The following is a 20,148-nucleotide window of genomic DNA, read 5'->3' as shown; positions in this document are numbered from 1 at the left end:
CCATTATCCATCGAGTATTTCATTATCGGTTCATAACGATGAATGAGATAACGACGCCGATGATTGGCAACGCTTCGACTAACGCTACCCCGATAAACATTGTTGTTTGAAGCACAGGACGCAATTCTGGTTGACGTGCAATTCCTTCTACTGTACGACCAACGATTAAACCGTTACCAATACCAGCACCAAGTGCTGCTAAACCTACTGCAATGGCAGCTGCAATTAAATTCATTGTAAAAATCCTCCTTTGTAATTCATTCCATATTTTTTATAATGTTTAATGGTCTTGGCTGACTTTATGTGCCATGTAAACCATTGTTAACATGGTGAAAATAAATGCTTGGATACAGCCGACGAAAATACTGAATGCTTGCCAAACCATCATCGGAATAGCCGCGCCGACTGCGCCGAACACTCCGCTTGTCCCAAGTCCGGCTAATAAGCCTAACAAAATTTCACCGGCAAAAATGTTCCCGTAAAGACGCAAACCTAACGTCAGCGTATTTGCAAACTCCTCAACGAGTTTAAGCGGGAACAAAAACGCCATTGGCTTAAAATAATCAAGGCTGTACTCTTTAACCCCTTTAAGCTTAATGCCGTAATAGTGCGTCAATCCAACAATCATGACGGCGAGCGTCAATGTAATCGTCGGATCGGCTGTTGGCGATTTCCACCAAAGTTCTTCTCCGACGCGAACCGAAAATGGCAGACCGAGCATGTTGGCGACGAAAATGTACATAATCAGCGTCGCACCAAGCGTTAAGAAGCGACCGCCTGTATGCCAATCCATCGTGCTGTTAATGATCCCTTTGACGAAATCAAGCACCCATTCTAGGAAGTTTTGCATTCCTGTCGGGCGAAGCTGTAATGATCGTGTTGCAGCGATGGCAATAAGGAAGACGATTACGCTCGTAACCGTAATCATTAAAACGTTGGACAAGTTAAACGTGAGTCCAAGAAATTCATGAATCGGAGCTTTATGTTCCAACCGTTCTCACCTCTCTTTCATGAAGGGTGTTTTCTGTGCAAAAGAAAATCTATTATAATGACAGCATAGGATGTCATTAATCCTATCACAACTGGGACGATGGAGAAATAGTGCGGATATTCAACCGCGATTGCCGCTGCTAACACAGCTGCTGCTAACCGGGTAAACGTTCCGAGGGAACGAACTTTTTTTCCTTGAGCGACCGCTCGTCCGAATTTTGCGACCTTTCGAACCAGACTCCATAGCAAAAACAAGCTGATCGCCGTTCCGAGAATAAGGCTGGCAAAAACAGTTTTATAGCTCGTAAATCCCCAACCTAACGTATAGAGCGACAACAAATAAAAGATGTATTTCTGTTGCCTTTGCACCATTTGCTGCATGCTGTTACTCCCCCGGGAAATATTGGCGGATTAAGCGCAACATGGCATACACGCCCGCCGCAAGCCCGATGAACAGGCCGATAATAAGAAAGAGCGGATCGGTGCCAAATTTTTCATCTACCCATTTCCCACCGAAAATTCCGATTAAAATGGAGCCGACCAATTGCGAAACGATCGCCGACATTAAACCGATCGCTTGAAAAGGATGGCGCTGTTTCGACATACATATCCATCCTCGCTCATTTTTTTACTTTTTTCCTCATGAAAACCTTATCATTATATCCCCTGTAAGCATACAATAGGCACCCGTCAATGTCAACGAATTTAGGCAATAAAATAAAACAAATTATTAAGAATTTGTGACATTTGTTCATTTCTTTTTCACGAAATTGTTGTATAATATAATATTTGCTTTTTTCTCGTTTTCATGCAAAAACGCCAACCATCGCAATATCGATGCTTGACGCCTTTCGCATGTTATTATTTCGTTCCAAATAAACGGTCTCCTGCATCGCCAAGCCCTGGAACGATATAGCCATGGTCGTTTAATTTTTCATCGAGCGCTGCGATATAAATATCGACATCTGGATGCGCCTGTTTCACCGCCTCTACTCCTTCTGGCGCGGCAATTAAGCACATGAATTTAATGTTTTTCGCGCCGCGCTTTTTCAAAGAAGAAATCGCTTCAACGGCTGAACCACCGGTTGCTAACATCGGATCGACGACGATGAAATCGCGCTCTTCGACGTCGGTTGGCAACTTGACGTAATACTCGACTGGCTTTAACGTTTCTGGGTCGCGGTATAGCCCGATATGGCCGACTTTTGCTGCTGGGATGAGTTTTAAAATGCCGTCGACCATGCCGATGCCGGCACGTAAAATCGGGATGATGCCGAGCTTTTTACCAGCGATGACTTTCGATTTTGCTTTGCTGACGGGTGTTTCAATTTCTACTTCCTCAAGCGGAAGGTCGCGCGTAATTTCAAACGCCATCAATGTCGCCACTTCTTCGACAAGCTCGCGAAACTCTTTCGTCCCCGTTTGCTTGTCGCGGATATATGTAAGCTTATGTTGAATCAATGGATGATCGAATACGTATACTTTACCCATCGTTTTCTCTCCCTTTTTTCACATGGTGCGTTTCTTTCCATTTTACCGAAAAAGTAATCTATGTTCAATGACAGTGGCGATCTTATCCAAAAACTGCCTCGTATCAAATGATACGAGGCAACCGCTTAGGCGTAAAGCGGGAATTTTTCGGTGAGCGTAGCGACACGGCGGCGCGCTTCGTCTAGCTTTTCTTCGTTGTCGTGATGCTTTAACGCAAGCGCGATGATGCTCGCGATTTCGTCCATTTCTTCTAAGCCGAACCCGCGGCTCGTCACAGCAGCAGTACCGATGCGGATGCCGCTTGTGACAAACGGGCTTTCCGGGTCGTATGGAATCGTGTTTTTATTGACAGTAATGCCGATGTCGTCCAACACTTTTTCCGCTACTTTCCCCGTCAGCTGTAGCGAACGCAAATCAACAAGCAATAAATGGTTGTCCGTTCCGCCCGACACGAGCGTAAAGCCTTCGCGGACGAGCGCTTCGGCTAACCGTTTCGCGTTATCGATAATATGTTGCGCATATGCTTTAAAGTCGTCTTGCAACGCTTCACCAAGCGCCACTGCTTTCGCTGCAATAACGTGCATGAGTGGACCGCCTTGAATGCCAGGGAAAATCGCTTTGTCGATTTGTTTGGCGAATTCTTCTTTGCAAAGAATCATGCCGCCGCGCGGACCGCGTAACGTTTTATGCGTCGTCGTCGTTACAAAGTGCGCATACGGCACTGGATTCGGATGAAGACCTGCCGCAACAAGACCTGCGATGTGCGCCATGTCCACCATTAAATACGCGCCGACTTCATCGGCAATTTCGCGGAACCGGGCAAAATCAATGACGCGCGGATAGGCGCTTGCGCCGGCAACGATGAGCTTCGGTTTATGTAAACGCGCCTTTTCTAGCACATCGTCGTAGTCGATGCGGTGCGTTTCAGGATCCACACCATATTCCACGAAGTTGTACTGCATGCCGCTAAAGTTTACTGGGCTGCCGTGCGTTAAGTGTCCCCCGTGCGACAAATTCATGCCAAGCACTGTATCGCCATGGTTTAAAATCGTAAAGTAAACGGCCATGTTCGCTTGCGCCCCAGAGTGCGGCTGAACGTTGGCGTGTTCTGCGCCAAATAGCTGCTTCGCCCGTTCGCGCGCTAGCTCTTCGACGACGTCTACATGCTCGCACCCTCCGTAATAACGGCGGCCTGGATACCCTTCGGCATATTTGTTCGTTAATACCGAGCCTTGCGCTTCCATCACTGCTCGGCTGACAAAGTTTTCCGATGCAATTAGTTCAATTTTTGTTTGCTGCCGCTTAAGTTCTTGCTGAATCGCTTGAAACACTTGCGGATCTTGCTGTGGCAAGTAATTCATCACGTGCTCCCCCTTTTTCGAAATATGAGAATATTCTTTTCTATTTTACCAACATTTCAATGAATGATTCAAAGGAAAAGTGAACAAAATCACGAAAAAGTGCAGGAAGCGTTCGGATTTTCCTTTGAATACACGGCGCGGGCGCCACCGATGAGCTTCGGGCGCGTTTTCGCCAGCGTCACATGGGCGTGTCCAATTTGTTGAAGCGACGTGCGCACTGGCACAGCGACGTGCTTTAAATGCATGCCAATGAGCGTATCGCCAATGTCGATACCAGCGTCTGCTTTGATAAATTCGACAACGACCGGGCTGTTCATGGCGTTGTACGCATATTCCGCCATCGCGCCGCCCGCGGAACGAACAGGGATGACAGAAACTATTTCTAAGTTTTTAGCAAGCGCCGTTTCTTTTTCGACGACAAGGGCGCGGTTTAAATGCTCACAACATTGAAACGCTAGCTGTACCCCTGTTTCGTCGCGCCATTTTTTTAATTCGGCAAAAATCATTTCCGCCACATCCATTGAGCCAGCAGTGCCAATTTTTTTCCCGATTACTTCACTTGTGCTGCAGCCAATGACAAGCACATGTTCAGCCAAAAGGGGAGCTTGCTGTTTAAATTCCGTTAAAATCGTCTGCCATTGTTGCTTCCATTCGGAAAGCATCCAATCCCCCCTAGTTTTGTTCGTACTGATGAATTTTGTTGATGCGGTTAGCATGGCGTCCGCCTTCAAATTCGGTCGTCAACCATACTTTCGCTATTTCGCGCGCCAATCCTGGACCGATGACGCGTTCGCCCATCGCGAGGATATTGCTGTCATTATGTTCGCGCGTTAAGCGAGCGCTGTACACGTCATGAACGAGCGCACAGCGCACCCCTTTTACTTTATTTGCGGCAATCGACATTCCAATCCCTGTTCCGCAAATTAAAATGCCACGGTCCACTTCTCCGTTTGCCACTTTTTCTGCCACTGGAATCGCATAATCTGGGTAATCGACCGAACTTTCGCATTCACAGCCGAGATCGATGTACTCAATCCCCATTTCTTCCATTAGTTGCTTAATTTCTTGGCGAATGCGAATGCCACCATGATCTGAGGCAATTGCTACTTTCACTTTGTTTTCCTCCTTGCACGATAAAATAAAAGCCGCCTTTCTTTTTATTGTAATGGGAAAAGGCGACTTTTTCATTATGTTTATTTTGTGCAAAAGCTGTCGATTGTATTTTTTAGTTTTTTTGCTTGTTCTGCTAACTGTCCTGCAAGTTCGTTCACATGATGAATCATTTCCGTTTGTTCTTGTGTCGCTGCAGTCACTTCAAGCGCTCCTGCCGATGTTTCTTCAGCGATTGCTGCTACTTCTTGCGACTGAATCGACGTTTTTTCGATGTGCTTCATTTGTTCTTTCACTAGTTCTGCAATTTGGTGAACAGATGCGGCAACTTCGTGAATCGAATTCGTCATTTCAATAATGGCTTCGTTCGTATCGTTTCCTTTCGCCGCCTCTTCGTTTGCCGCTTTTACTTGGGCGTTAATTTGGGCAACGACGTGCACGACTTCTTTTTGAATATTTTGAATTAATTCGGAAATCCCTTGCACCGCCCGCGCACTTTCATCCGCGAGTTTCCGCACTTCTTCCGCCACGACCGCAAACCCTTTGCCGTGTTCGCCTGCGCGCGCTGCTTCAATTGACGCATTGAGCGCTAAAAGGTTCGTCTGCCCAGCGATGTCGCCGACGAGCGAAATGATGTTTTCGACTTCTTTGGCATGTTGTTCTAAGCGGCGCACCGCGCTTAATGACGCTTGGTTGTCTTTTGCGAGTTGCTGAATGCCATTGACGAGCGAGTCGATGACTTCTTTGCTTGTATGAAGTGTTTCGACCATATCGGTCGCTAGTTGCTCTGATTGCTCTGCTTTTTTCTGTACTTCATTGGCGATATGAAGCACGTCTTCGACCGACTCCGCCGTCGTTTGCATCGACACTGCCGAGTCGTTCGCCCCTTTTGAAATTTCTTCAATCGTTTGCGCAATGCTTTGCGAGCGCTCGACCGCTATGCTTGAAGCGCTCGTAATTTCGACTACTTTTTCGTTCGTTAACGAAAAGTTTTCCTCGATGTTTCGCACCATCGTCCGCAAATTTTTTAACATGTCGTTAAACGCCAAGCCGACCGCGCGAATTTCATCATCCGATTTCGAAAGAGGAACGTCTTCGTCGATTTGTCCGTTCGCCGCCTTCATCGCCGCTTGCTCCAACTGCTTTAGCGGTCGTGTAATAAACCCAGCGGCGACGTAAGCCAGTACTCCTGACCAAAAAATACCAAGAAATAAAATGATGACCGTAAATAAGCTTTTGTTAAATGTGCTGAAAAATAAATCATAAAATACATAAATAAACAACGCGCTCGTTGAGTACGTAATGAGTGCTAAAATCGTCGTGAAAATAACGAGCTTTAGCCGCAAACTAAACTTGTGTTTCTCCTTCATTCCCCTTCTCCCCCTGTAGCTGTGGAATCAACTGCCCAATAAGCTGCTCCAACTCTTCTCGCGTTTGCCGATACACATCGACCGACCCGCCGAACGGATCAAGCACATCCCCTTCTTGTCCTATCGCGAATTCTTTTAGTGTAAACGTTTTCCCTTTTGCTTCCGGAAAGCGACTAACGACGTGCTGCTTATGCCCAACGGTCATCGTTAACACGTACGTTGCCCATTCGATATCGTCTTTCGTCAGCAACGATGAGCGGTGGGAAGTATCAATCCCTTTTTCTGCTAGCACCATTTTCGCATGTTCCGAAGCATCGCCACCGTCCACCGCAAAGACGCCGGCTGATTTCACTTCTACATGCGGCAGCTGCTTGCTTTTTAATAGCGCTTCCGCCATTGGACTGCGGCATGTGTTTCCTGTGCAAACAAACAAAATGCGAACCGGCATAGTCTCCTCCTTGTCCGTCAAAGGTTCATACCATTATTATATGGAAATGGAGATGGAAAGTATAGTATAAAAAAAAGACAGCGCCTCGCTGCCTTTAGAGCGGAAATAGTAGTTTTATGCCGAACATAAATAAAATGCTGCCTCCAAGCATTTCGCCGTAAATACCGAGCCATTTTTGGAAGCGACGGCCTAAAAGCAGCCCGAGCCACGTGAGCCACATGCTAAAAAAACCGAACAAAAAAATCGTCACAAGCGTACGCGCCCCATAAATCCCAAGGCTCAACCCAACGGAAAAACTATCGAGGCTGACGCTTAAGGCAAAAAAAAGGAGTCCGATTCCGACCGGGGAGATGAGTGGGTCGCTTTCTCGTTTGAAAGAAGTCACGATCATTTGCACACCTAATATAAGCAAGAGCGCACCGCCAATGTAGGAAGCGATGCCGCTAAACTGTTCGGATAAAAATCGGCCGACGATCATCCCTAATAGCGGCATGACAATATGAAAAACACCAATCGTAAAGCCGATATAAAACATTTGCTTCAGGCGCAAACGAAAAAAGCCCATGCCTAACCCGACGGAAAAGGCGTCCATCCCTAGTGCAAACGCCATCATGCATAGCGTCATTAATTCCCCAATCATCGCATTCCCTCCCCGGACTTGCCTATTTGTACCATATGCACGTCTGGGGCAATTTAGAATCGGGGAGTTAGCTTTCTATAATGACCCGCTGTCCAGCCGCTTTCTTTAGCCGATTCATAATCGCTTCCCCAATGCCGACAGTCGGAAAACTTTCGCTGTAAATGAGATCGACATCCGTTTCGTCAAACGCCCGCAACGTGTCGTACAATTGACGAGCAACGGTGGATAAATCGGAACGTTTTCCACATGTGAAGACAACATCGGCATGATACATCGTTTGCCGATCGCTCGTCGTGAGCACCCCGACTTTTTTTCCTTGCGCCCGCTCGTTATCGATAAGCTGTTGAAAAAATGCAGGGGAGCCTTCCACGATGACTAACGGAGCGTTTGGCGCGTAGTGCGCATATTTCATTCCTGGCGATTTCGGTGGCTGTTGGTCATCGGTAAGCGCTGCATCTACAGCGACACGACCAATGACTTGTTCTAATTGTTCTTTTGTGACTCCACCCGGACGTAAAATCGTCGGGATGTCTGTCGTGCAATCAAGTACCGTCGATTCGACGCCGACTCCTGTTTCTCCGCCATCGACAATGCCGGCAATTTTGCCGTGCAAATCATCCCATACGTGCTTTGCGCTCGTTGGGCTCGGTCTCCCAGAACGATTGGCGCTCGGTGCCGCAATCGGCAAGCCGCTTTCGCGAATGAGTGAAAGTGCCACTGGATGGGCAGGCATCCGCACGGCTACCGTCGAAAGTCCTGCGGTTACCGCATCAGAAATATTGCCTTTCTTTTTCAACACAAGCGTCAATGGTCCTGGCCAAAACCGCTCGATCAGCGTTTTGGCGACAGGGGGAATAGATGCGATGGCTTCTAGCTGGGCAAATTCCGCAATATGCACAATGAGTGGATTATCGCTCGGTCGACCTTTTGCGTCAAAAATTTTTTTGACCGCCGCTGTGGATAACGCGTTCGCCCCTAGCCCATACACCGTTTCAGTCGGAAAAGCAACGACTTCGCCCGCGCGCAGTAGCGCTGCTGCCTGTGAAATTTGTGGACAACTATCATTTATGTCCACAAAATTATCCACACGCCATTGTTTCGTTTCCATTTTGTTCACCTCCATTACGCTCGATATGACGGGATATAACGAAGCACTCGCTTCGCGCAAGCAACATTATCCACATTTTGTTGATAACTATCGATTTTTTGTTTATAACTTTGTGGATACGATTGGTTTTGTCCACAATATCCACTATTCCATAAGTTTATCCCATAGTTCTTTCCACAAAAATTTTACGTGTACTGCCTTTTCTTGTTCCTCGTTAACTACTAAAGGCGATGATTCCGGAATGGGTGCGGAAACGGCCGTCGATACCGGTTGCGGCTCGTTCGGTTCGTTTTTCGCCACCGCTTCTCCGTTAGAAAAGTCGAGAAAGCACAACGGCGGAAACAACACGCACCACCAGTTTGCCCCTTTTCCGTCACCAAGCGTAATTAATACTGCCTCATATTGCCCCGCAGGATAAATGTAGTTCCCGTAAATTTTTGTCGGAAAATGAACGTTGCCAAATTCGACATGGTACGATTGGTTGCTTTTTTCTTTTTGCAACACTTCCGCTACCGTTTGCTCAATCGCTGGCAAATGGGCTTGGATGACTTGTTTTGCTTCGGCAAATGATGTTAAGTTTTCGACCCATTCGTTAATTTGCGCATTGACCGCATCGCGCACTTTTCGTTTCAGCGCTTGGTCTTCCGCAGAGTCGCTATTGGCTAGAATACGGAGCCGAATCGCTTCGTTTGGAATCATCACTTGCGCATTCGCCCCTGCTTCCGTTTGCTGACCGTACACATTGACAAACACGCCAGTCATTAACAATACGATATATAAAATAACGCCCATTTTATTTTTGTTCATATCGCTGCACCGTCCTTTCACTATGTCAGTGTGGACAGGGCAACATCTTTTTAAACTAGCAATCTAAAAAATTTTTAGAAGTTATGGCGCTATTTCGGCAAACACCATCCGGTCTTTCCCGTTAATGTCGTAAGCAACGTCCACCACAGCATGAGGAAAGGTTTGCGAAAGCAAGCGGGCGACTGCCTCTCCTTGACCAGCGCCGATTTCAAACGCAACTAACGCCCTTTCCTTTAGCACAAGCGGCAATTCGTCCATCAAGCGGCGGTAAAAGAAAAGCCCATCCGCTCCACCGACAAGCGCTTGCCGCGGCTCTTTTTGTACGATTGGGGAAAGCGAAGCGATGTCCTGTTCTGGAATATATGGCGGATTGGATACGACAACATCGACGCGGCAGTTCGCCTCGATGAGTGGCTGCAATAAATCACCATACAAAAATTGGACGTTCGCCCCCAAACGGCGAGCGTTTTCGCTGGCAACCATAAGCGCTTCTTTCGAAATATCAATCGCGCGAACATATAGCGATTCGTTTTCTAACGCAAGCGTGACCGCAATCGCGCCGCTTCCTGTTCCGACATCAACGACATCGAGCGTTTGCGACTTAGGAAAAAGACGGGCGATTCGTTGGAGCACTCCTTCGACTAGTTCTTCTGTTTCCGGCCGTGGGATAAGAACGGCGGGATTGACGAGAAATTCCCGCCCGTAAAACGTTTCGGAGCCGATTAAATATTGGACGGGGATATGCTCGTATACATGCTTTTTTAAGTCGGCAATGACCGCTCGTTCGATTTGTTCGTCCATTTCTTCGCGCAAATTGGCAAATAGTTGCGCCCGTGTCATGCGCAAATGATGGCACAATAATAGCTCGGCGACACGCTCTTCTTTTTCATGCGCTTTTAAAAAAGAAGAAGCCCAGTGAAGGACTTCGTAGTTACGCTTCATTCGCGTGCTCCAGCTTTTTCGATTGGTCGTCTAAAATGAGCGCATCGATAATTTCGTCGAGCTTGCCTTCTAATATTTGGTCGAGCTTTTGCAACGTCAACCCGATACGGTGGTCGGTGACGCGGTTTTGTGGGAAGTTGTACGTGCGAATGCGCTCGGAGCGGTCGCCCGTGCCGACAGCTTGCTTGCGCGTTTGGTCGTATTCGGCGCGCGCTTCTTGCTGGTATTTGTCGTAAATGCGGGCGCGCAATACTTTCATCGCTTTTTCTTTGTTTTTAATTTGCGATTTTTCGTCTTGGCACGAAACGACGATGCCGGTTGGAATGTGTGTCAAACGAACGGCTGACATCGTCGTGTTAACGCTTTGTCCACCAGGTCCGCTTGATGCGAACGTATCGACACGAATATCTTTTTCGTGAATTTCGACTTCCACTTCTTCCATTTCCGGCAAGCAAGCAACGGTCGCTGTCGATGTATGAATGCGACCGCCCGATTCCGTTTCTGGCACGCGCTGGACGCGATGGGCGCCGTTTTCAAACTTCAGTTTCGAATACGCTCCCTTTCCTTGCACCATAAAAATAATTTCTTTATAGCCGCCCAATCCTGTCGGGCTTGCCTCGATGACTTCTGTTTTCCATCCTTGCGATTCGGCATAGCGCGTATACATGCGGTACAAGTCGCCGGCAAACAATGCCGCCTCTTCACCGCCAGCCGCCCCGCGAATTTCCATAATAACGTTTTTGTCATCGTTCGGGTCTTTTGGAAGCAAGAGTACTTTTAGTTTTTCGACAAGCGCTTCTTCCCGCTCTTCTAGTTCGCTAATTTCCTCTTTCACCATCTCGCGCATCTCTGCGTCCAATTTTTCCTCTAACATCGCTTTTGCATCAAGAAGCTGCTCGCGAACAGATTTATATTCCCGATACGTAAGCACCGTTTCTTCTAAATCCGACTGTTCTTTCGAATAGTCCCGAAGTTTTTTCGGGTCGTTAATCACTTCTGGGTCCATTAACAACTGGTTTAACTTTTCATAACGCTCTTCTACTGCTTGAAGACGGTCAAACACACTCATTCACCTCTATCTTTGTCCATACACAGTCTAATTTATAATTATACTACAGTTTAAGGAAAGGAGAAAGGTCGGAATCGTTTGTGACAATTTTGTGAAAAATTTGCCGTTCATTCGGACAAAAATGCCGAAATTTTGGCACCCTCTTCTATCCATTGCTTTATTTTTTTATTTTTTTGAATTGGCACACTTTTTGCATTTTAAGATTGGTGAACCGACAAATTTTTTGAAAGGGGATAGGGAGAATGAAAGCAGCAGTTGTTCACGAGTTCAAACAAAAACTTCGAATCGAGGAAGTGGAAAAGCCGACACTAGAGTATGGCGAGGTGCTTGTCAAAATCGAAGCTTGCGGCGTCTGCCATACCGATTTGCACGCTGCCCATGGGGACTGGCCGGTCAAACCGAAACTTCCGCTCATTCCTGGGCATGAAGGGGTAGGAGTTGTAGTGGAAGTTGGCGAAGGGGTAAAATCGCTAAAAGTTGGCGATCGCGTCGGCATTCCGTGGCTATATTCGGCGTGCGGCGAATGTGAATATTGCTTAAGCGGACAAGAAACGCTTTGTCCACACCAATTAAACGGTGGGTATTCCGTCGACGGCGGATATGCGGAATATTGCAAAGCGCCAGCCGACTATGTAGCGCGCATTCCAGAAAACCTCGATCCAGTCGAAGTCGCACCGATTCTTTGCGCAGGGGTTACGACATATAAAGCATTGAAAGTATCGAATGCCAAACCAGGCGACTGGGTCGCGATTTACGGCATCGGCGGATTAGGGCATATCGCACTGCAATACGCTAAAGCGATGGGATTCAACGTCGTTGCTGTCGATATTAGCGATGACAAAGCAGAGCTAGCGACGAAATTGGGAGCAGATATCGCTATCAACGGGTTAAAAGAAGACCCAGTCGCAGCGATTCAAGAAAAAGTAGGCGGTGTCCAAGCTGCCATTAGCGTCGCTGTAACGAAAAAAGCGTTCGAACAAGCTTATCGCTCCATTAAACGCGGTGGGTGCCTCGTCGTTGTCGGTTTGCCGCACGATGAATTGCCAATTCCAATTTTCGATACGGTCTTAAATGGTGTGACGGTGAAAGGGTCAATCGTTGGTACAAGAAAAGATATGCAAGAAGCGCTCGATTTTGCCGCGCGCGGAAAAGTTCGGCCAATCGTGGAAGCGGTTCCATTAGAAAAAATTAATGATGTGTTCGAAAAAATGGAAAAGGGACAAATTAATGGCCGCATCGTTTTAACGATGTAACAATTTAGGGTGTCCCTCTTCGGGACATCCTAGCGAAAAAAACAAGGAGGAGTTCACGTGATTTACAGCCAACCAGGAGAAAAAGACGCAAAAGTCCAATTTAAAAAGCGATACGATAACTATATTAACGGGGAATGGGTGCCGCCTATTTCCGGGCAATATTTCGAAAATATTACGCCTGTAACCGGAGAAGTATTTTGCGAAGTCGCCCGCTCGCAAGCCGAAGACATCGAACTAGCGCTCGATGCGGCTCATGCAGCAAAAGAGGCGTGGGGAAAAACATCACCGGCAGAAAGAGCGTTCATTTTAAACAAAATTGCAGACCGCATGGAAGAAAATTTAGAAATGCTAGCCGTCGCAGAAACGTGGGATAATGGCAAACCAATTCGCGAAACGTTAAACGCCGATTTGCCGCTGGCCATCGACCATTTCCGTTACTTTGCTGGCGCGATTCGTGCTCAAGAAGGAACGATTAGCCAATTGGACGACGATACCGTCGCCTACCATTTCCACGAGCCGCTTGGCGTTGTCGGGCAAATTATCCCGTGGAACTTCCCATTATTAATGGCGGCGTGGAAAATTGCCCCTGCGCTCGCTGCTGGAAACTGCATCGTGCTAAAACCAGCCGAACAAACGCCAGCATCGATTATGGTGCTGCTGGAGTTGATTGGCGACTTGCTGCCACCTGGCGTGCTTAACGTCGTCAATGGCTTTGGGCTTGAAGCCGGAAAGCCGTTAGCCTCCAGCCCGCGCATCGCCAAAATCGCCTTTACCGGCGAAACGACGACCGGTCGTTTAATTATGCAATATGCGTCGCAAAATATTATCCCTGTGACGCTTGAGTTAGGGGGAAAATCGCCGAATATTTTCTTCCCAGATGTCACGGAAGCAGATGACGACTTTTTCGATAAAGCGATTGAAGGATTTGTCATGTTCGCTTTAAACCAAGGGGAAGTGTGTACATGCCCTTCTAGAGCGTTAATTCACGAATCGATTTATGAGGCGTTTATGGAACGGGCGCTCGAGCGCGTTCAAAACATTAAAACAGGAAACCCGCTCGACACGACTACGATGATGGGGGCGCAAGCTTCATCGGAGCAAATGGAGAAAATTCTTTCGTATATCGATATCGGAAAACAAGAAGGGGCGCAATGCCTCATCGGCGGGGAAAGAAATGTGATCGCCGGCTTGGAAAATGGCTACTATATTCAACCGACGGTCTTTAAAGGCCATAATAAAATGCGGATTTTCCAAGAAGAAATTTTCGGTCCCGTCGTATCGGTGACGACGTTCAAAGACGAAGCCGAAGCGCTCGACATTGCTAATGATACGTTATACGGGCTCGGCGCAGGCGTATGGACGCGCAACATTAACCGTGCGTACCGGTTCGGACGAGGCATTCAAGCAGGCCGCGTCTGGACGAACTGCTATCATTCGTATCCAGCGCACGCAGCGTTTGGCGGCTATAAAATGTCCGGCATCGGCCGTGAAACACACCATATGATGCTATCACACTATCAACAAACGAAAAATATACTCGTTAGCTACAACCCGAGAGCATTGGGCTTCTTCTAAACCAAAGGGCTGACCTTATTTTTGGTCAGCCCCTTTTTCTTTTAATAAATACCTCAATTTCCGCACCGTAATGTTGAGCCGCTCGGCCGTTTCTTTTCGGTTGCCAATCGTTTCTTTTAACGTTTTCATGACAAATGCACGCCCAATTGTTGTTTCTAACTCTTTTACTAACGACAACACATATTCTAAATCCACAGGTTCGCTTTTTTTCCATAATGATAACACATCGTTTATCCATTCGTGCAAATACGTCTCCAAATCTGTGTCGCTCGTCTTTTTTCCGACTATCGGCATCGAAGTGTACGAAATTTTCAGCTTTTCCGGAAGGTATTGCGGGGTAATAATCGCTGTTTCCCCTTCCGCTAATGTCACCGCTCGCTTGATGACGTTAAATAACTCTCTTACATTGCCTGGCCAATGGTATTGGCCCATATAAGCAAGGCTTTCTTCTGAAAACGATAGCGGCGAGTGTAATTTTTTTAAGAAATAGTCGACAAGCAGCGGCAAGTCTTCTAGCCGTTCACGAAGCGGTGGGATCGTTAGTTTTACGACATCCAATCGATAAAGCAAATCTTCGCGAAACGTTTTTTCTTCTACGGCTTTTGCTAAATTCACATGCGATGCGGCAATAATACGCGTGTTCGTTTTGCGTACTGCTTCGCCGCCAACACGAATATACTCTCCCGTTTCTAGCACGCGCAACAATTTTACTTGCGTCGCTAGCGTCGCTTCGCCAATTTCATCTAAAAACAGCGTGCCGCGATTGGCGATTTCGAACATGCCCTTTTTTTCTTTTACCGCCCCTGTAAACGCCCCCTTTTCATGGCCGAACAATTCGCTCTCCAACAACGTTTCTGAAACAGCCCCGCAATTGATGCCGATAAACGGCTGGTCGTAGCGCATGCTCGCACTATGAATAAAATGGGCAAGCACTTCTTTCCCTGTCCCTGTTTCCCCTTCGATAAGCACGTTCACGTTTTTTTTCGCAATTTTATAGGCAAGCTTTAATAAGTCATTCATTTCTTTATTTGTTCCGACGATAAACCCAAGCGTTTCGGCTAGCTTGTACATGTCGTTTTGGGCAGAAGTAGCACCGCTTTGCAACAGCCCGTCAATCAATTGCTCTAGTTGGTCAATATCATCAAATGGCTTTTCGACATAGTCGCTCGCCCCATATTTAATCGCTTCTACCGCCGTTTTTACCGTACTATAGCCTGTCATCACAACCGCTTTGCAAGCAGGAAGGGAAAGTTTTAGCTGTTTCAACAAATCTAATCCGTTCGTATCCGGCAATTTCACGTCGATTAACGCCAAATCAAAGCGATGCTGACGAATAAGTTGGGAAAAATCTTTTCCGCTAAACCCAAGCGTCACGTGATATCCTTTTTCTTCTAGTAGGTGGCGAAAAAAAGTGCCGACTTCACGCTCGTCGTCGATAACTAAAATATCGTACATCTAACCTCTCCTTTCTTCTTTCGCCGGCAATTTTAACCGAAACTCGCTTCCTTCGCCGAGCTCGCTGCTAACTTCAATCGTTCCGCCGTGGGCTTGGGCAATTCCTAAACTGACAGACAACCCAAGTCCTGTTCCTTTTCCTGGTCGCTTTGTCGTGAAAAACGGGTGGAAAATTTCTTGTACGTGCTGCTCGCTAATTCCTTTTCCGTTATCTTTAACGCATAAAACGACCCATCGCTTTTCTGCCTCGGTGACTAGCTTTGTTTCGATAGTAATCGTTTTCTTTTCGTTCTCTATTTCGTCAAGCGCATCTTTTGCGTTAATTAAAAGGTTTAAAATAATTTGCCCGATTTGTTGAATGTTTCCTTCGATTAGTTCGAGCGAATCATCTAGTTGCTTTTGAATCGTGATATTTTGTTTTTGAATTTGATCGCCGATGAACCCTAATACTTGCTCAACCGCCTCGTTAATGGAACATTCTTCAAACATGTATTCATCTTGTCGCGAAAACGTCAATAAATTTTGAATGATCGTTTTGCACCGCTTTCCGCACGAGTAAATGTCCGATAGCAGCTTGTAAGAACGTTCATCTTTCATCGTTCGCAACAGCAGCTGGGTATTTCCAAGAATCGCAGTCAGCGGATTGTTCAATTCATGGGCAATGCCCGCTGCCATTTCCCCAATGGCGGCAAGTTTCCCTGATTGAACGAGCTGGGCTTCGATTTGCAGCCTTTCGGTAATGTCATTAATATACATAATAACCGCATACATCTTTTGCTGTTCGTTCCATACAGGGTACGAGTGCAGTTCGCAGACGCGTTGCTGAATATGCAGGTGGCGGTGCACTGGTTTTTTCGTTTCGATATTTTCGATAATCGGGCTTTCGCTCGGTTCAATCCCTAGCAGTTGACAAATGTTTGTTTGTTGTACATTAGAAAAAAACGTTTTTACTGCGTCGTTGTACCGCAAAATATTTCCGTCTAAGTCAACGACGAAAATCATCTCTGAAACGGCGCGAAACGTTTCTTCCCATTCTTTTTTGCTCGTTAATACTTCATTGTAAAGGCGAGCATTTTCGATGCAAACGGCTAGTTGGTCGCCAAACTGTTGAAAAAACGAAAGGTCTGCTTCGTCATATGCAACGATTTCTTTGCTTCCGATGCTTAAGACGCCAATCACTTGGGTTTTACGCATGAGCGGAATAAACAGCACGCTCCGAATGCCTAATGCTTCGTACACGTTTGTTTCAATAAACGCCTGTTCTTTTTGTACTTCATAAAAAATTTTTTCAAGCGATTGAATCGCTTTCCAATACAGTGAACGTGCTTTCGGCAGCACAAACCCTACGGGAAAATAGAGGGCATGTGCTGGATAGACGTTCGTTAAAATAAGCTGCTCTTGTTCGTATAAGGACAAACTTATTCTTGCGAGCGGAAAAATTTCTTTTAGTTTGTCGAACGTATTTTTTAGCATATCGTCCATTGACATATTGATGTTAAAGCTTTTCGTGATATCGTTAATAATTTCTAGCTGCATATTTTTCTTTTTTAATTCCGCGACCATTTTTTTTAGCTCCGTATAATAGCTGCGCTTCGAAGATTGTACACCGGTTAACATGTTAATCAGTTGTTGCCGCTCGTTCATCGTTTTACCATGCCTTTCTAAATAGTTCCTCAATGTCTTCGACTGTGACGTCCCGTGGGTTCGTAATCATGCACGCATCATGAAAAGCAACAACGCTCATTTGCCGTAGTTCGTCTTGTTCGACGCCGATATCGGCTAACCGTTGCGGTGCACCGATGTCGATGGCGAGCTGCTTAACATAATCGATTGCTTTTTTTCCAGCTTCCATCGCAGAAAGCCCGCGAGTATCGACGCCAAGGAAAAGAGCGATATCGGCAAATTTTTGCGGATTGGCTAACAAGTTGTATTCCATGACATATGGCAACAAAATCGAATTCACATCTCCGTGAAGAAGGTTATATTTTCCGCCTACAGCATGCGACATTGCATGAACCGCGCCTAAAATGGCGTTGGAAAAAGCTAACCCTGCCTGCAAGCTAGCCATCGCCATATTTGTTTTCGCTTCTTCGTTCATTTTGGACGCTACGGAAGGACGTAAATATTCAGCGACGAGGGAAATGGCATTTTTCGCTTGTACGTCTGTTAACGGTGTCGCTGCTAAGCTGACGTACGCTTCAATGCCGTGCGTTAATACATCAAGTCCTGTCGAAGCCGTTAAATGGGCGCTTTTTGTCGATAACGTTTCCGGGTCAATGATGGCAATATCAGGAATAAGCGAGCGGGAAATGATCGTCATCTTTTTTTTCTCCTTCGTATCGACGATGACGGAAAATTGCGAAACTTCCGAGCCTGACCCAGCCGTTGTCGAAACCATCACTTGCGGCGGGAGCGGATGATGGATTTTGTCGACTCCTTCATAGTCATGAATTCGCCCGCCATTAGTCGCTAAAATAGCTATCGCTTTTGCCACATCAATCGGACTTCCCCCACCGATTCCGATAATCGCATCGCATTCGTTTTCGATATAGACGCGGCACCCTTTTTCCACTTCGCTATCTTTCGGGTTAATCGTAACGTCATAAAATGTTGTATACTGTAGCCCCGCTTGCCGGCAACTTTCTACGACTACATCAAGCCAACCAGCAGCGATGACGCCCGGGTCGCTAACAATAAGTACGTTCGTTGCGCCAAGCCGCAAACAACTTTCCCCTACTTGCTGAATCGAACCTTTTCCGAAAATTACTTCCGGCATGACAAATTTATGAATGTTCATACGTACGCCCCTTACCAATAATCTTTCTTTTATTGTATAACTATTAAGAAATTTTTGTCTATTTTGTTGTTATTTGAGCAAATAAAAAACGCCCCTTACACAGGGCGTGATTAGTCGAGGCGGACGTGAATGTTATACGTCGGAATCGCTTTCGTTAATAGTTCGTATAGCTTCGTTTGATCGGTTTGTCTTTGGCGGTACGAGCGACTCCGCGGAGCATCGACGGTCACCCACATGTCACTTCCGTTCATCCATACCGATTGCGCACGATAGTGTTTATATTGTTCGACAACTTGCACCGCTTTTTGGACAACGGCACGGTCGTTGGCACTGCCGTCCGTTAAACTAATGAAATTCGGATTTTGATTTGTCTTCTCTGGGTCGTCGAAATGGTTATACATGCGGCCGACATTCGGACGAGCTTCGTTCGCATTCATTAAGTTTCTCCCATTGCGGTCTTCGCGTTGGGCATGGTATTGCGAATCGGTCGGGTTTAATGTACACGCAGCAAGAAACAACGAAAAAAATAGCAACAGCAAGCGCTTCATCTTTATCGCCTCCTTGTTGCTAGTTTTCCCATTGGATGAAAAAATACCGGCAGAAGAATATGCCATAAACACACCATTCTTTTTTTCCATAACAAAAAACCGAACAGCTAGCTGCTTTTGTCAGCAAGCAGCCGTGTTCGGTTCCGTCAAAAAGGGAATTCGTTTTTCGTTTGACACGTGCCATCAGCAAATAGTTTGTCCGTTTTTCTGAAGGTGATGTTCGGTTGGTTTATCTGGCACTTCGTGGTGATGGCGGCAACGCGGTTCATACGATTCACTCGCACCGACTAAAATAATCGGATCATGGTAAGAAGCTGGCTGGCCGTTAATCAACCGCTGCGTCCGGCTTGCCGGCGAACCGCAAACTGTGCACACCGCTTGTAATTTCGTCACTGATTCGGCAATCGCCATTAACGTCGGCACCGGTCCGAACGGCTCTCCGCGAAAATCTTGGTCGAGTCCGGCCACAATGACGCGATAGCCGCGATCAGCTAACGTTTGTACGACATCAACAATTTGTTCATCAAAAAATTGGATTTCGTCGATCGCAATAACATCGGTTTGTTCCGATATGTACGTAAAAATTTCTTTCGCCGAATGCACCGGAATCGCAATTACAGACGTCCCGTTATGGGAAACGACCGCTTCCTCGCTATACCGGTTATCCATTGCCGGTTTAAATACTTTCACGTCTTGCTTGGCAAACGTCGCGCGGCGCACACGGCGAATGAGTTCTTCCGATTTGCCGGAAAACATGCTTCCGCAAATCACTTCTAGCCAGCCTGATTGTGTCATCACATACATGGAGGGCGTCCCCTTTCTTCCCAACATTCCATAAAAAGCGCATCGTCCCGATGGACGCTATATTCGTAAACAGTGAAAAAACAGGCAAGGGAACATGTTCGCTTGCCTGTTTTTTGCTTACTTAAGGCCATATTTTTTGTTGAATTTATCAACACGTCCTGCCGCAGAAGCGAATTTTTGACGTCCTGTGTAGAATGGATGGCACTCCGAGCAAATCTCTACGCGCACTTCATTTTTCACAGAGCCACTTTCGAACTCGTTTCCACAAGCACATTTTACGGTCACTTTTTTGTAATCTGGATGAATTCCTGCTTTCATTCTCTTTCATCTCCTTCCGCCCTGAATCGTTTCGAAACAGAGTTTTTCTATCGTTGTGAGTA

General features: G+C 46.6%; 23 protein-coding genes. 2 read left to right on the top strand and 21 right to left on the bottom strand.

From position 1 onward, the window contains the following. Positions 1 to 22 precede the first annotated feature (22 nt). The 15 genes from atpE to prfA form a co-directional block, all read right to left on the bottom strand. Positions 23 to 235 (bottom strand): F0F1 ATP synthase subunit C, encoded by a 213-nt coding sequence (gene atpE / locus GGR02_RS03120; protein ID WP_017436872.1) that lies wholly within the window; start codon positions 233 to 235, stop codon positions 23 to 25. A 45-nt stretch (positions 236 to 280) separates the two neighbouring features. Further along, on the bottom strand, positions 281 to 991 hold the full coding sequence (atpB, locus tag GGR02_RS03115; protein WP_183183289.1) for a F0F1 ATP synthase subunit A: 711 nt from the start codon (positions 989 to 991) through the stop codon (positions 281 to 283). Positions 992 to 1,008: 17 nt separating this feature from the next. Continuing rightward, a complete protein-coding gene (locus GGR02_RS03110) occupies positions 1,009 to 1,371 on the bottom strand; it encodes an ATP synthase subunit I (RefSeq protein ID WP_183183288.1) in 363 nt (120 codons plus the stop codon). A 4-nt stretch (positions 1,372 to 1,375) separates the two neighbouring features. Continuing rightward, the gene (locus GGR02_RS03105; protein ID WP_183183287.1) at positions 1,376 to 1,594 is read right to left on the bottom strand and encodes an AtpZ/AtpI family protein; all 219 of its coding nucleotides are present in this window, start codon (positions 1,592 to 1,594) and stop codon (positions 1,376 to 1,378) included. Positions 1,595 to 1,851: 257 nt separating this feature from the next. Beyond that, entirely contained in the window at positions 1,852 to 2,481 is a 630-nt protein-coding gene (gene upp / locus GGR02_RS03100) for a uracil phosphoribosyltransferase (RefSeq protein ID WP_066322620.1), read from the bottom strand. 125 nt (positions 2,482 to 2,606) lie between these two features. After that, the gene (gene glyA / locus GGR02_RS03095) at positions 2,607 to 3,842 is read right to left on the bottom strand and encodes a serine hydroxymethyltransferase (protein ID WP_183183286.1); all 1,236 of its coding nucleotides are present in this window, start codon (positions 3,840 to 3,842) and stop codon (positions 2,607 to 2,609) included. An 89-nt stretch (positions 3,843 to 3,931) separates the two neighbouring features. Continuing rightward, positions 3,932 to 4,504 (bottom strand): TIGR01440 family protein, encoded by a 573-nt coding sequence (locus GGR02_RS03090; RefSeq protein ID WP_183183285.1) that lies wholly within the window; start codon positions 4,502 to 4,504, stop codon positions 3,932 to 3,934. A gap of 10 nt (positions 4,505 to 4,514) precedes the next feature. Continuing rightward, on the bottom strand, positions 4,515 to 4,955 hold the full coding sequence (rpiB, locus tag GGR02_RS03085) for a ribose 5-phosphate isomerase B (protein WP_183183284.1): 441 nt from the start codon (positions 4,953 to 4,955) through the stop codon (positions 4,515 to 4,517). 80 nt (positions 4,956 to 5,035) lie between these two features. Next, positions 5,036 to 6,322: a methyl-accepting chemotaxis protein gene (locus GGR02_RS03080; RefSeq protein ID WP_183183283.1), complete on the bottom strand. Its 1,287-nt coding sequence runs from the start codon at positions 6,320 to 6,322 to the stop codon at positions 5,036 to 5,038. Then, positions 6,300 to 6,770: a low molecular weight protein arginine phosphatase gene (locus GGR02_RS03075; protein WP_183183282.1), complete on the bottom strand. Its 471-nt coding sequence runs from the start codon at positions 6,768 to 6,770 to the stop codon at positions 6,300 to 6,302. Before GGR02_RS03075 ends, GGR02_RS03080 begins: the two co-directional genes overlap by 23 nt. Positions 6,771 to 6,864: 94 nt before the next feature. Then, a complete protein-coding gene (locus tag GGR02_RS03070) occupies positions 6,865 to 7,410 on the bottom strand; it encodes a manganese efflux pump MntP (RefSeq protein ID WP_183183281.1) in 546 nt (181 codons plus the stop codon). Between the two features lie 67 nt (positions 7,411 to 7,477). Beyond that, on the bottom strand, positions 7,478 to 8,518 hold the full coding sequence (locus GGR02_RS03065) for an L-threonylcarbamoyladenylate synthase (RefSeq protein WP_183183280.1): 1,041 nt from the start codon (positions 8,516 to 8,518) through the stop codon (positions 7,478 to 7,480). 144 nt (positions 8,519 to 8,662) lie between these two features. Next, positions 8,663 to 9,325, bottom strand: coding sequence for a stage II sporulation protein R (spoIIR, locus tag GGR02_RS03060; RefSeq protein WP_183183279.1), 663 nt, complete (start codon positions 9,323 to 9,325; stop codon positions 8,663 to 8,665). Between the two features lie 81 nt (positions 9,326 to 9,406). Then, positions 9,407 to 10,267 (bottom strand): peptide chain release factor N(5)-glutamine methyltransferase, encoded by an 861-nt coding sequence (gene prmC, locus GGR02_RS03055; protein ID WP_183183278.1) that lies wholly within the window; start codon positions 10,265 to 10,267, stop codon positions 9,407 to 9,409. Continuing rightward, positions 10,257 to 11,330: a peptide chain release factor 1 gene (prfA, locus tag GGR02_RS03050; RefSeq protein ID WP_183183277.1), complete on the bottom strand. Its 1,074-nt coding sequence runs from the start codon at positions 11,328 to 11,330 to the stop codon at positions 10,257 to 10,259. Before prfA ends, prmC begins: the two co-directional genes overlap by 11 nt. 248 nt (positions 11,331 to 11,578) lie before the next feature. Between prfA and adhP the strand changes: the two genes are divergently transcribed. Then, the gene (gene adhP / locus GGR02_RS03045) at positions 11,579 to 12,589 is read left to right on the top strand and encodes an alcohol dehydrogenase AdhP (protein WP_183183276.1); all 1,011 of its coding nucleotides are present in this window, start codon (positions 11,579 to 11,581) and stop codon (positions 12,587 to 12,589) included. 57 nt (positions 12,590 to 12,646) lie between these two features. Next, entirely contained in the window at positions 12,647 to 14,164 is a 1,518-nt protein-coding gene (gene adh / locus GGR02_RS03040; protein WP_183183275.1) for an aldehyde dehydrogenase, read from the top strand. A 15-nt stretch (positions 14,165 to 14,179) separates the two neighbouring features. Here adh and GGR02_RS03035 read toward each other — a convergent pair whose 3' ends face one another. From GGR02_RS03035 to rpmE, 6 genes are all read right to left on the bottom strand, one after another. Then, positions 14,180 to 15,619, bottom strand: coding sequence for a sigma-54-dependent transcriptional regulator (locus tag GGR02_RS03035; protein WP_183183274.1), 1,440 nt, complete (start codon positions 15,617 to 15,619; stop codon positions 14,180 to 14,182). Further along, positions 15,620 to 17,263, bottom strand: coding sequence for a GAF domain-containing sensor histidine kinase (locus GGR02_RS03030; protein WP_183183273.1), 1,644 nt, complete (start codon positions 17,261 to 17,263; stop codon positions 15,620 to 15,622). 4 nt (positions 17,264 to 17,267) lie between these two features. Beyond that, entirely contained in the window at positions 17,268 to 18,416 is a 1,149-nt protein-coding gene (locus GGR02_RS03025; protein ID WP_183183272.1) for an iron-containing alcohol dehydrogenase, read from the bottom strand. A 110-nt stretch (positions 18,417 to 18,526) separates the two neighbouring features. After that, a complete protein-coding gene (locus GGR02_RS03020; protein ID WP_183183271.1) occupies positions 18,527 to 18,964 on the bottom strand; it encodes a hypothetical protein in 438 nt (145 codons plus the stop codon). Positions 18,965 to 19,147: 183 nt separating this feature from the next. Next, the gene (locus GGR02_RS03015) at positions 19,148 to 19,768 is read right to left on the bottom strand and encodes a thymidine kinase (RefSeq protein ID WP_183183270.1); all 621 of its coding nucleotides are present in this window, start codon (positions 19,766 to 19,768) and stop codon (positions 19,148 to 19,150) included. Positions 19,769 to 19,885: 117 nt separating this feature from the next. Then, complete coding sequence (gene rpmE / locus GGR02_RS03010) at positions 19,886 to 20,086, bottom strand: 50S ribosomal protein L31 (RefSeq protein ID WP_183183269.1); 201 nt, start codon at positions 20,084 to 20,086, stop codon at positions 19,886 to 19,888. Positions 20,087 to 20,148 lie beyond the last annotated feature (62 nt).

The sequence above is a fragment of the Anoxybacteroides voinovskiense genome (assembly GCF_014196205.1).
GTDB lineage: Bacteria > Bacillota > Bacilli > Bacillales > Anoxybacillaceae > Anoxybacteroides > Anoxybacteroides voinovskiense.
This window is presented reverse-complemented; position numbering and strand designations above follow the sequence as displayed.

Excerpts from the sequence above, each read along its gene's own strand:
- prmC (WP_183183278.1), bottom strand. The coding sequence starts at position 10,267 with ATGAAGCGTAACTACGAAGTCCTTCACTGGGCTTCTTCTTTTTTAAAA.
- spoIIR (WP_183183279.1), bottom strand. The coding sequence starts at position 9,325 with ATGAACAAAAATAAAATGGGCGTTATTTTATATATCGTATTGTTAATG.
- upp (WP_066322620.1), bottom strand. The coding sequence starts at position 2,481 with ATGGGTAAAGTATACGTATTCGATCATCCATTGATTCAACATAAGCTT.
- atpE (WP_017436872.1), bottom strand. The coding sequence starts at position 235 with ATGAATTTAATTGCAGCTGCCATTGCAGTAGGTTTAGCAGCACTTGGT.
- GGR02_RS03025 (WP_183183272.1), bottom strand. The coding sequence starts at position 18,416 with ATGAACATTCATAAATTTGTCATGCCGGAAGTAATTTTCGGAAAAGGT.
- glyA (WP_183183286.1), bottom strand. The coding sequence starts at position 3,842 with ATGAATTACTTGCCACAGCAAGATCCGCAAGTGTTTCAAGCGATTCAG.
- GGR02_RS03090 (WP_183183285.1), bottom strand. The coding sequence starts at position 4,504 with ATGCTTTCCGAATGGAAGCAACAATGGCAGACGATTTTAACGGAATTT.
- GGR02_RS03075 (WP_183183282.1), bottom strand. The coding sequence starts at position 6,770 with ATGCCGGTTCGCATTTTGTTTGTTTGCACAGGAAACACATGCCGCAGT.
- GGR02_RS03110 (WP_183183288.1), bottom strand. The coding sequence starts at position 1,371 with ATGCAGCAAATGGTGCAAAGGCAACAGAAATACATCTTTTATTTGTTG.
- adhP (WP_183183276.1), top strand. The coding sequence starts at position 11,579 with ATGAAAGCAGCAGTTGTTCACGAGTTCAAACAAAAACTTCGAATCGAG.
- GGR02_RS03015 (WP_183183270.1), bottom strand. The coding sequence starts at position 19,768 with ATGTATGTGATGACACAATCAGGCTGGCTAGAAGTGATTTGCGGAAGC.
- GGR02_RS03105 (WP_183183287.1), bottom strand. The coding sequence starts at position 1,594 with ATGTCGAAACAGCGCCATCCTTTTCAAGCGATCGGTTTAATGTCGGCG.
- rpmE (WP_183183269.1), bottom strand. The coding sequence starts at position 20,086 with ATGAAAGCAGGAATTCATCCAGATTACAAAAAAGTGACCGTAAAATGT.
- GGR02_RS03080 (WP_183183283.1), bottom strand. The coding sequence starts at position 6,322 with ATGAAGGAGAAACACAAGTTTAGTTTGCGGCTAAAGCTCGTTATTTTC.
- GGR02_RS03065 (WP_183183280.1), bottom strand. The coding sequence starts at position 8,518 with ATGGAAACGAAACAATGGCGTGTGGATAATTTTGTGGACATAAATGAT.
- GGR02_RS03035 (WP_183183274.1), bottom strand. The coding sequence starts at position 15,619 with ATGTACGATATTTTAGTTATCGACGACGAGCGTGAAGTCGGCACTTTT.
- GGR02_RS03030 (WP_183183273.1), bottom strand. The coding sequence starts at position 17,263 with ATGAACGAGCGGCAACAACTGATTAACATGTTAACCGGTGTACAATCT.
- GGR02_RS03070 (WP_183183281.1), bottom strand. The coding sequence starts at position 7,410 with ATGATTGGGGAATTAATGACGCTATGCATGATGGCGTTTGCACTAGGG.
- GGR02_RS03020 (WP_183183271.1), bottom strand. The coding sequence starts at position 18,964 with ATGAAGCGCTTGCTGTTGCTATTTTTTTCGTTGTTTCTTGCTGCGTGT.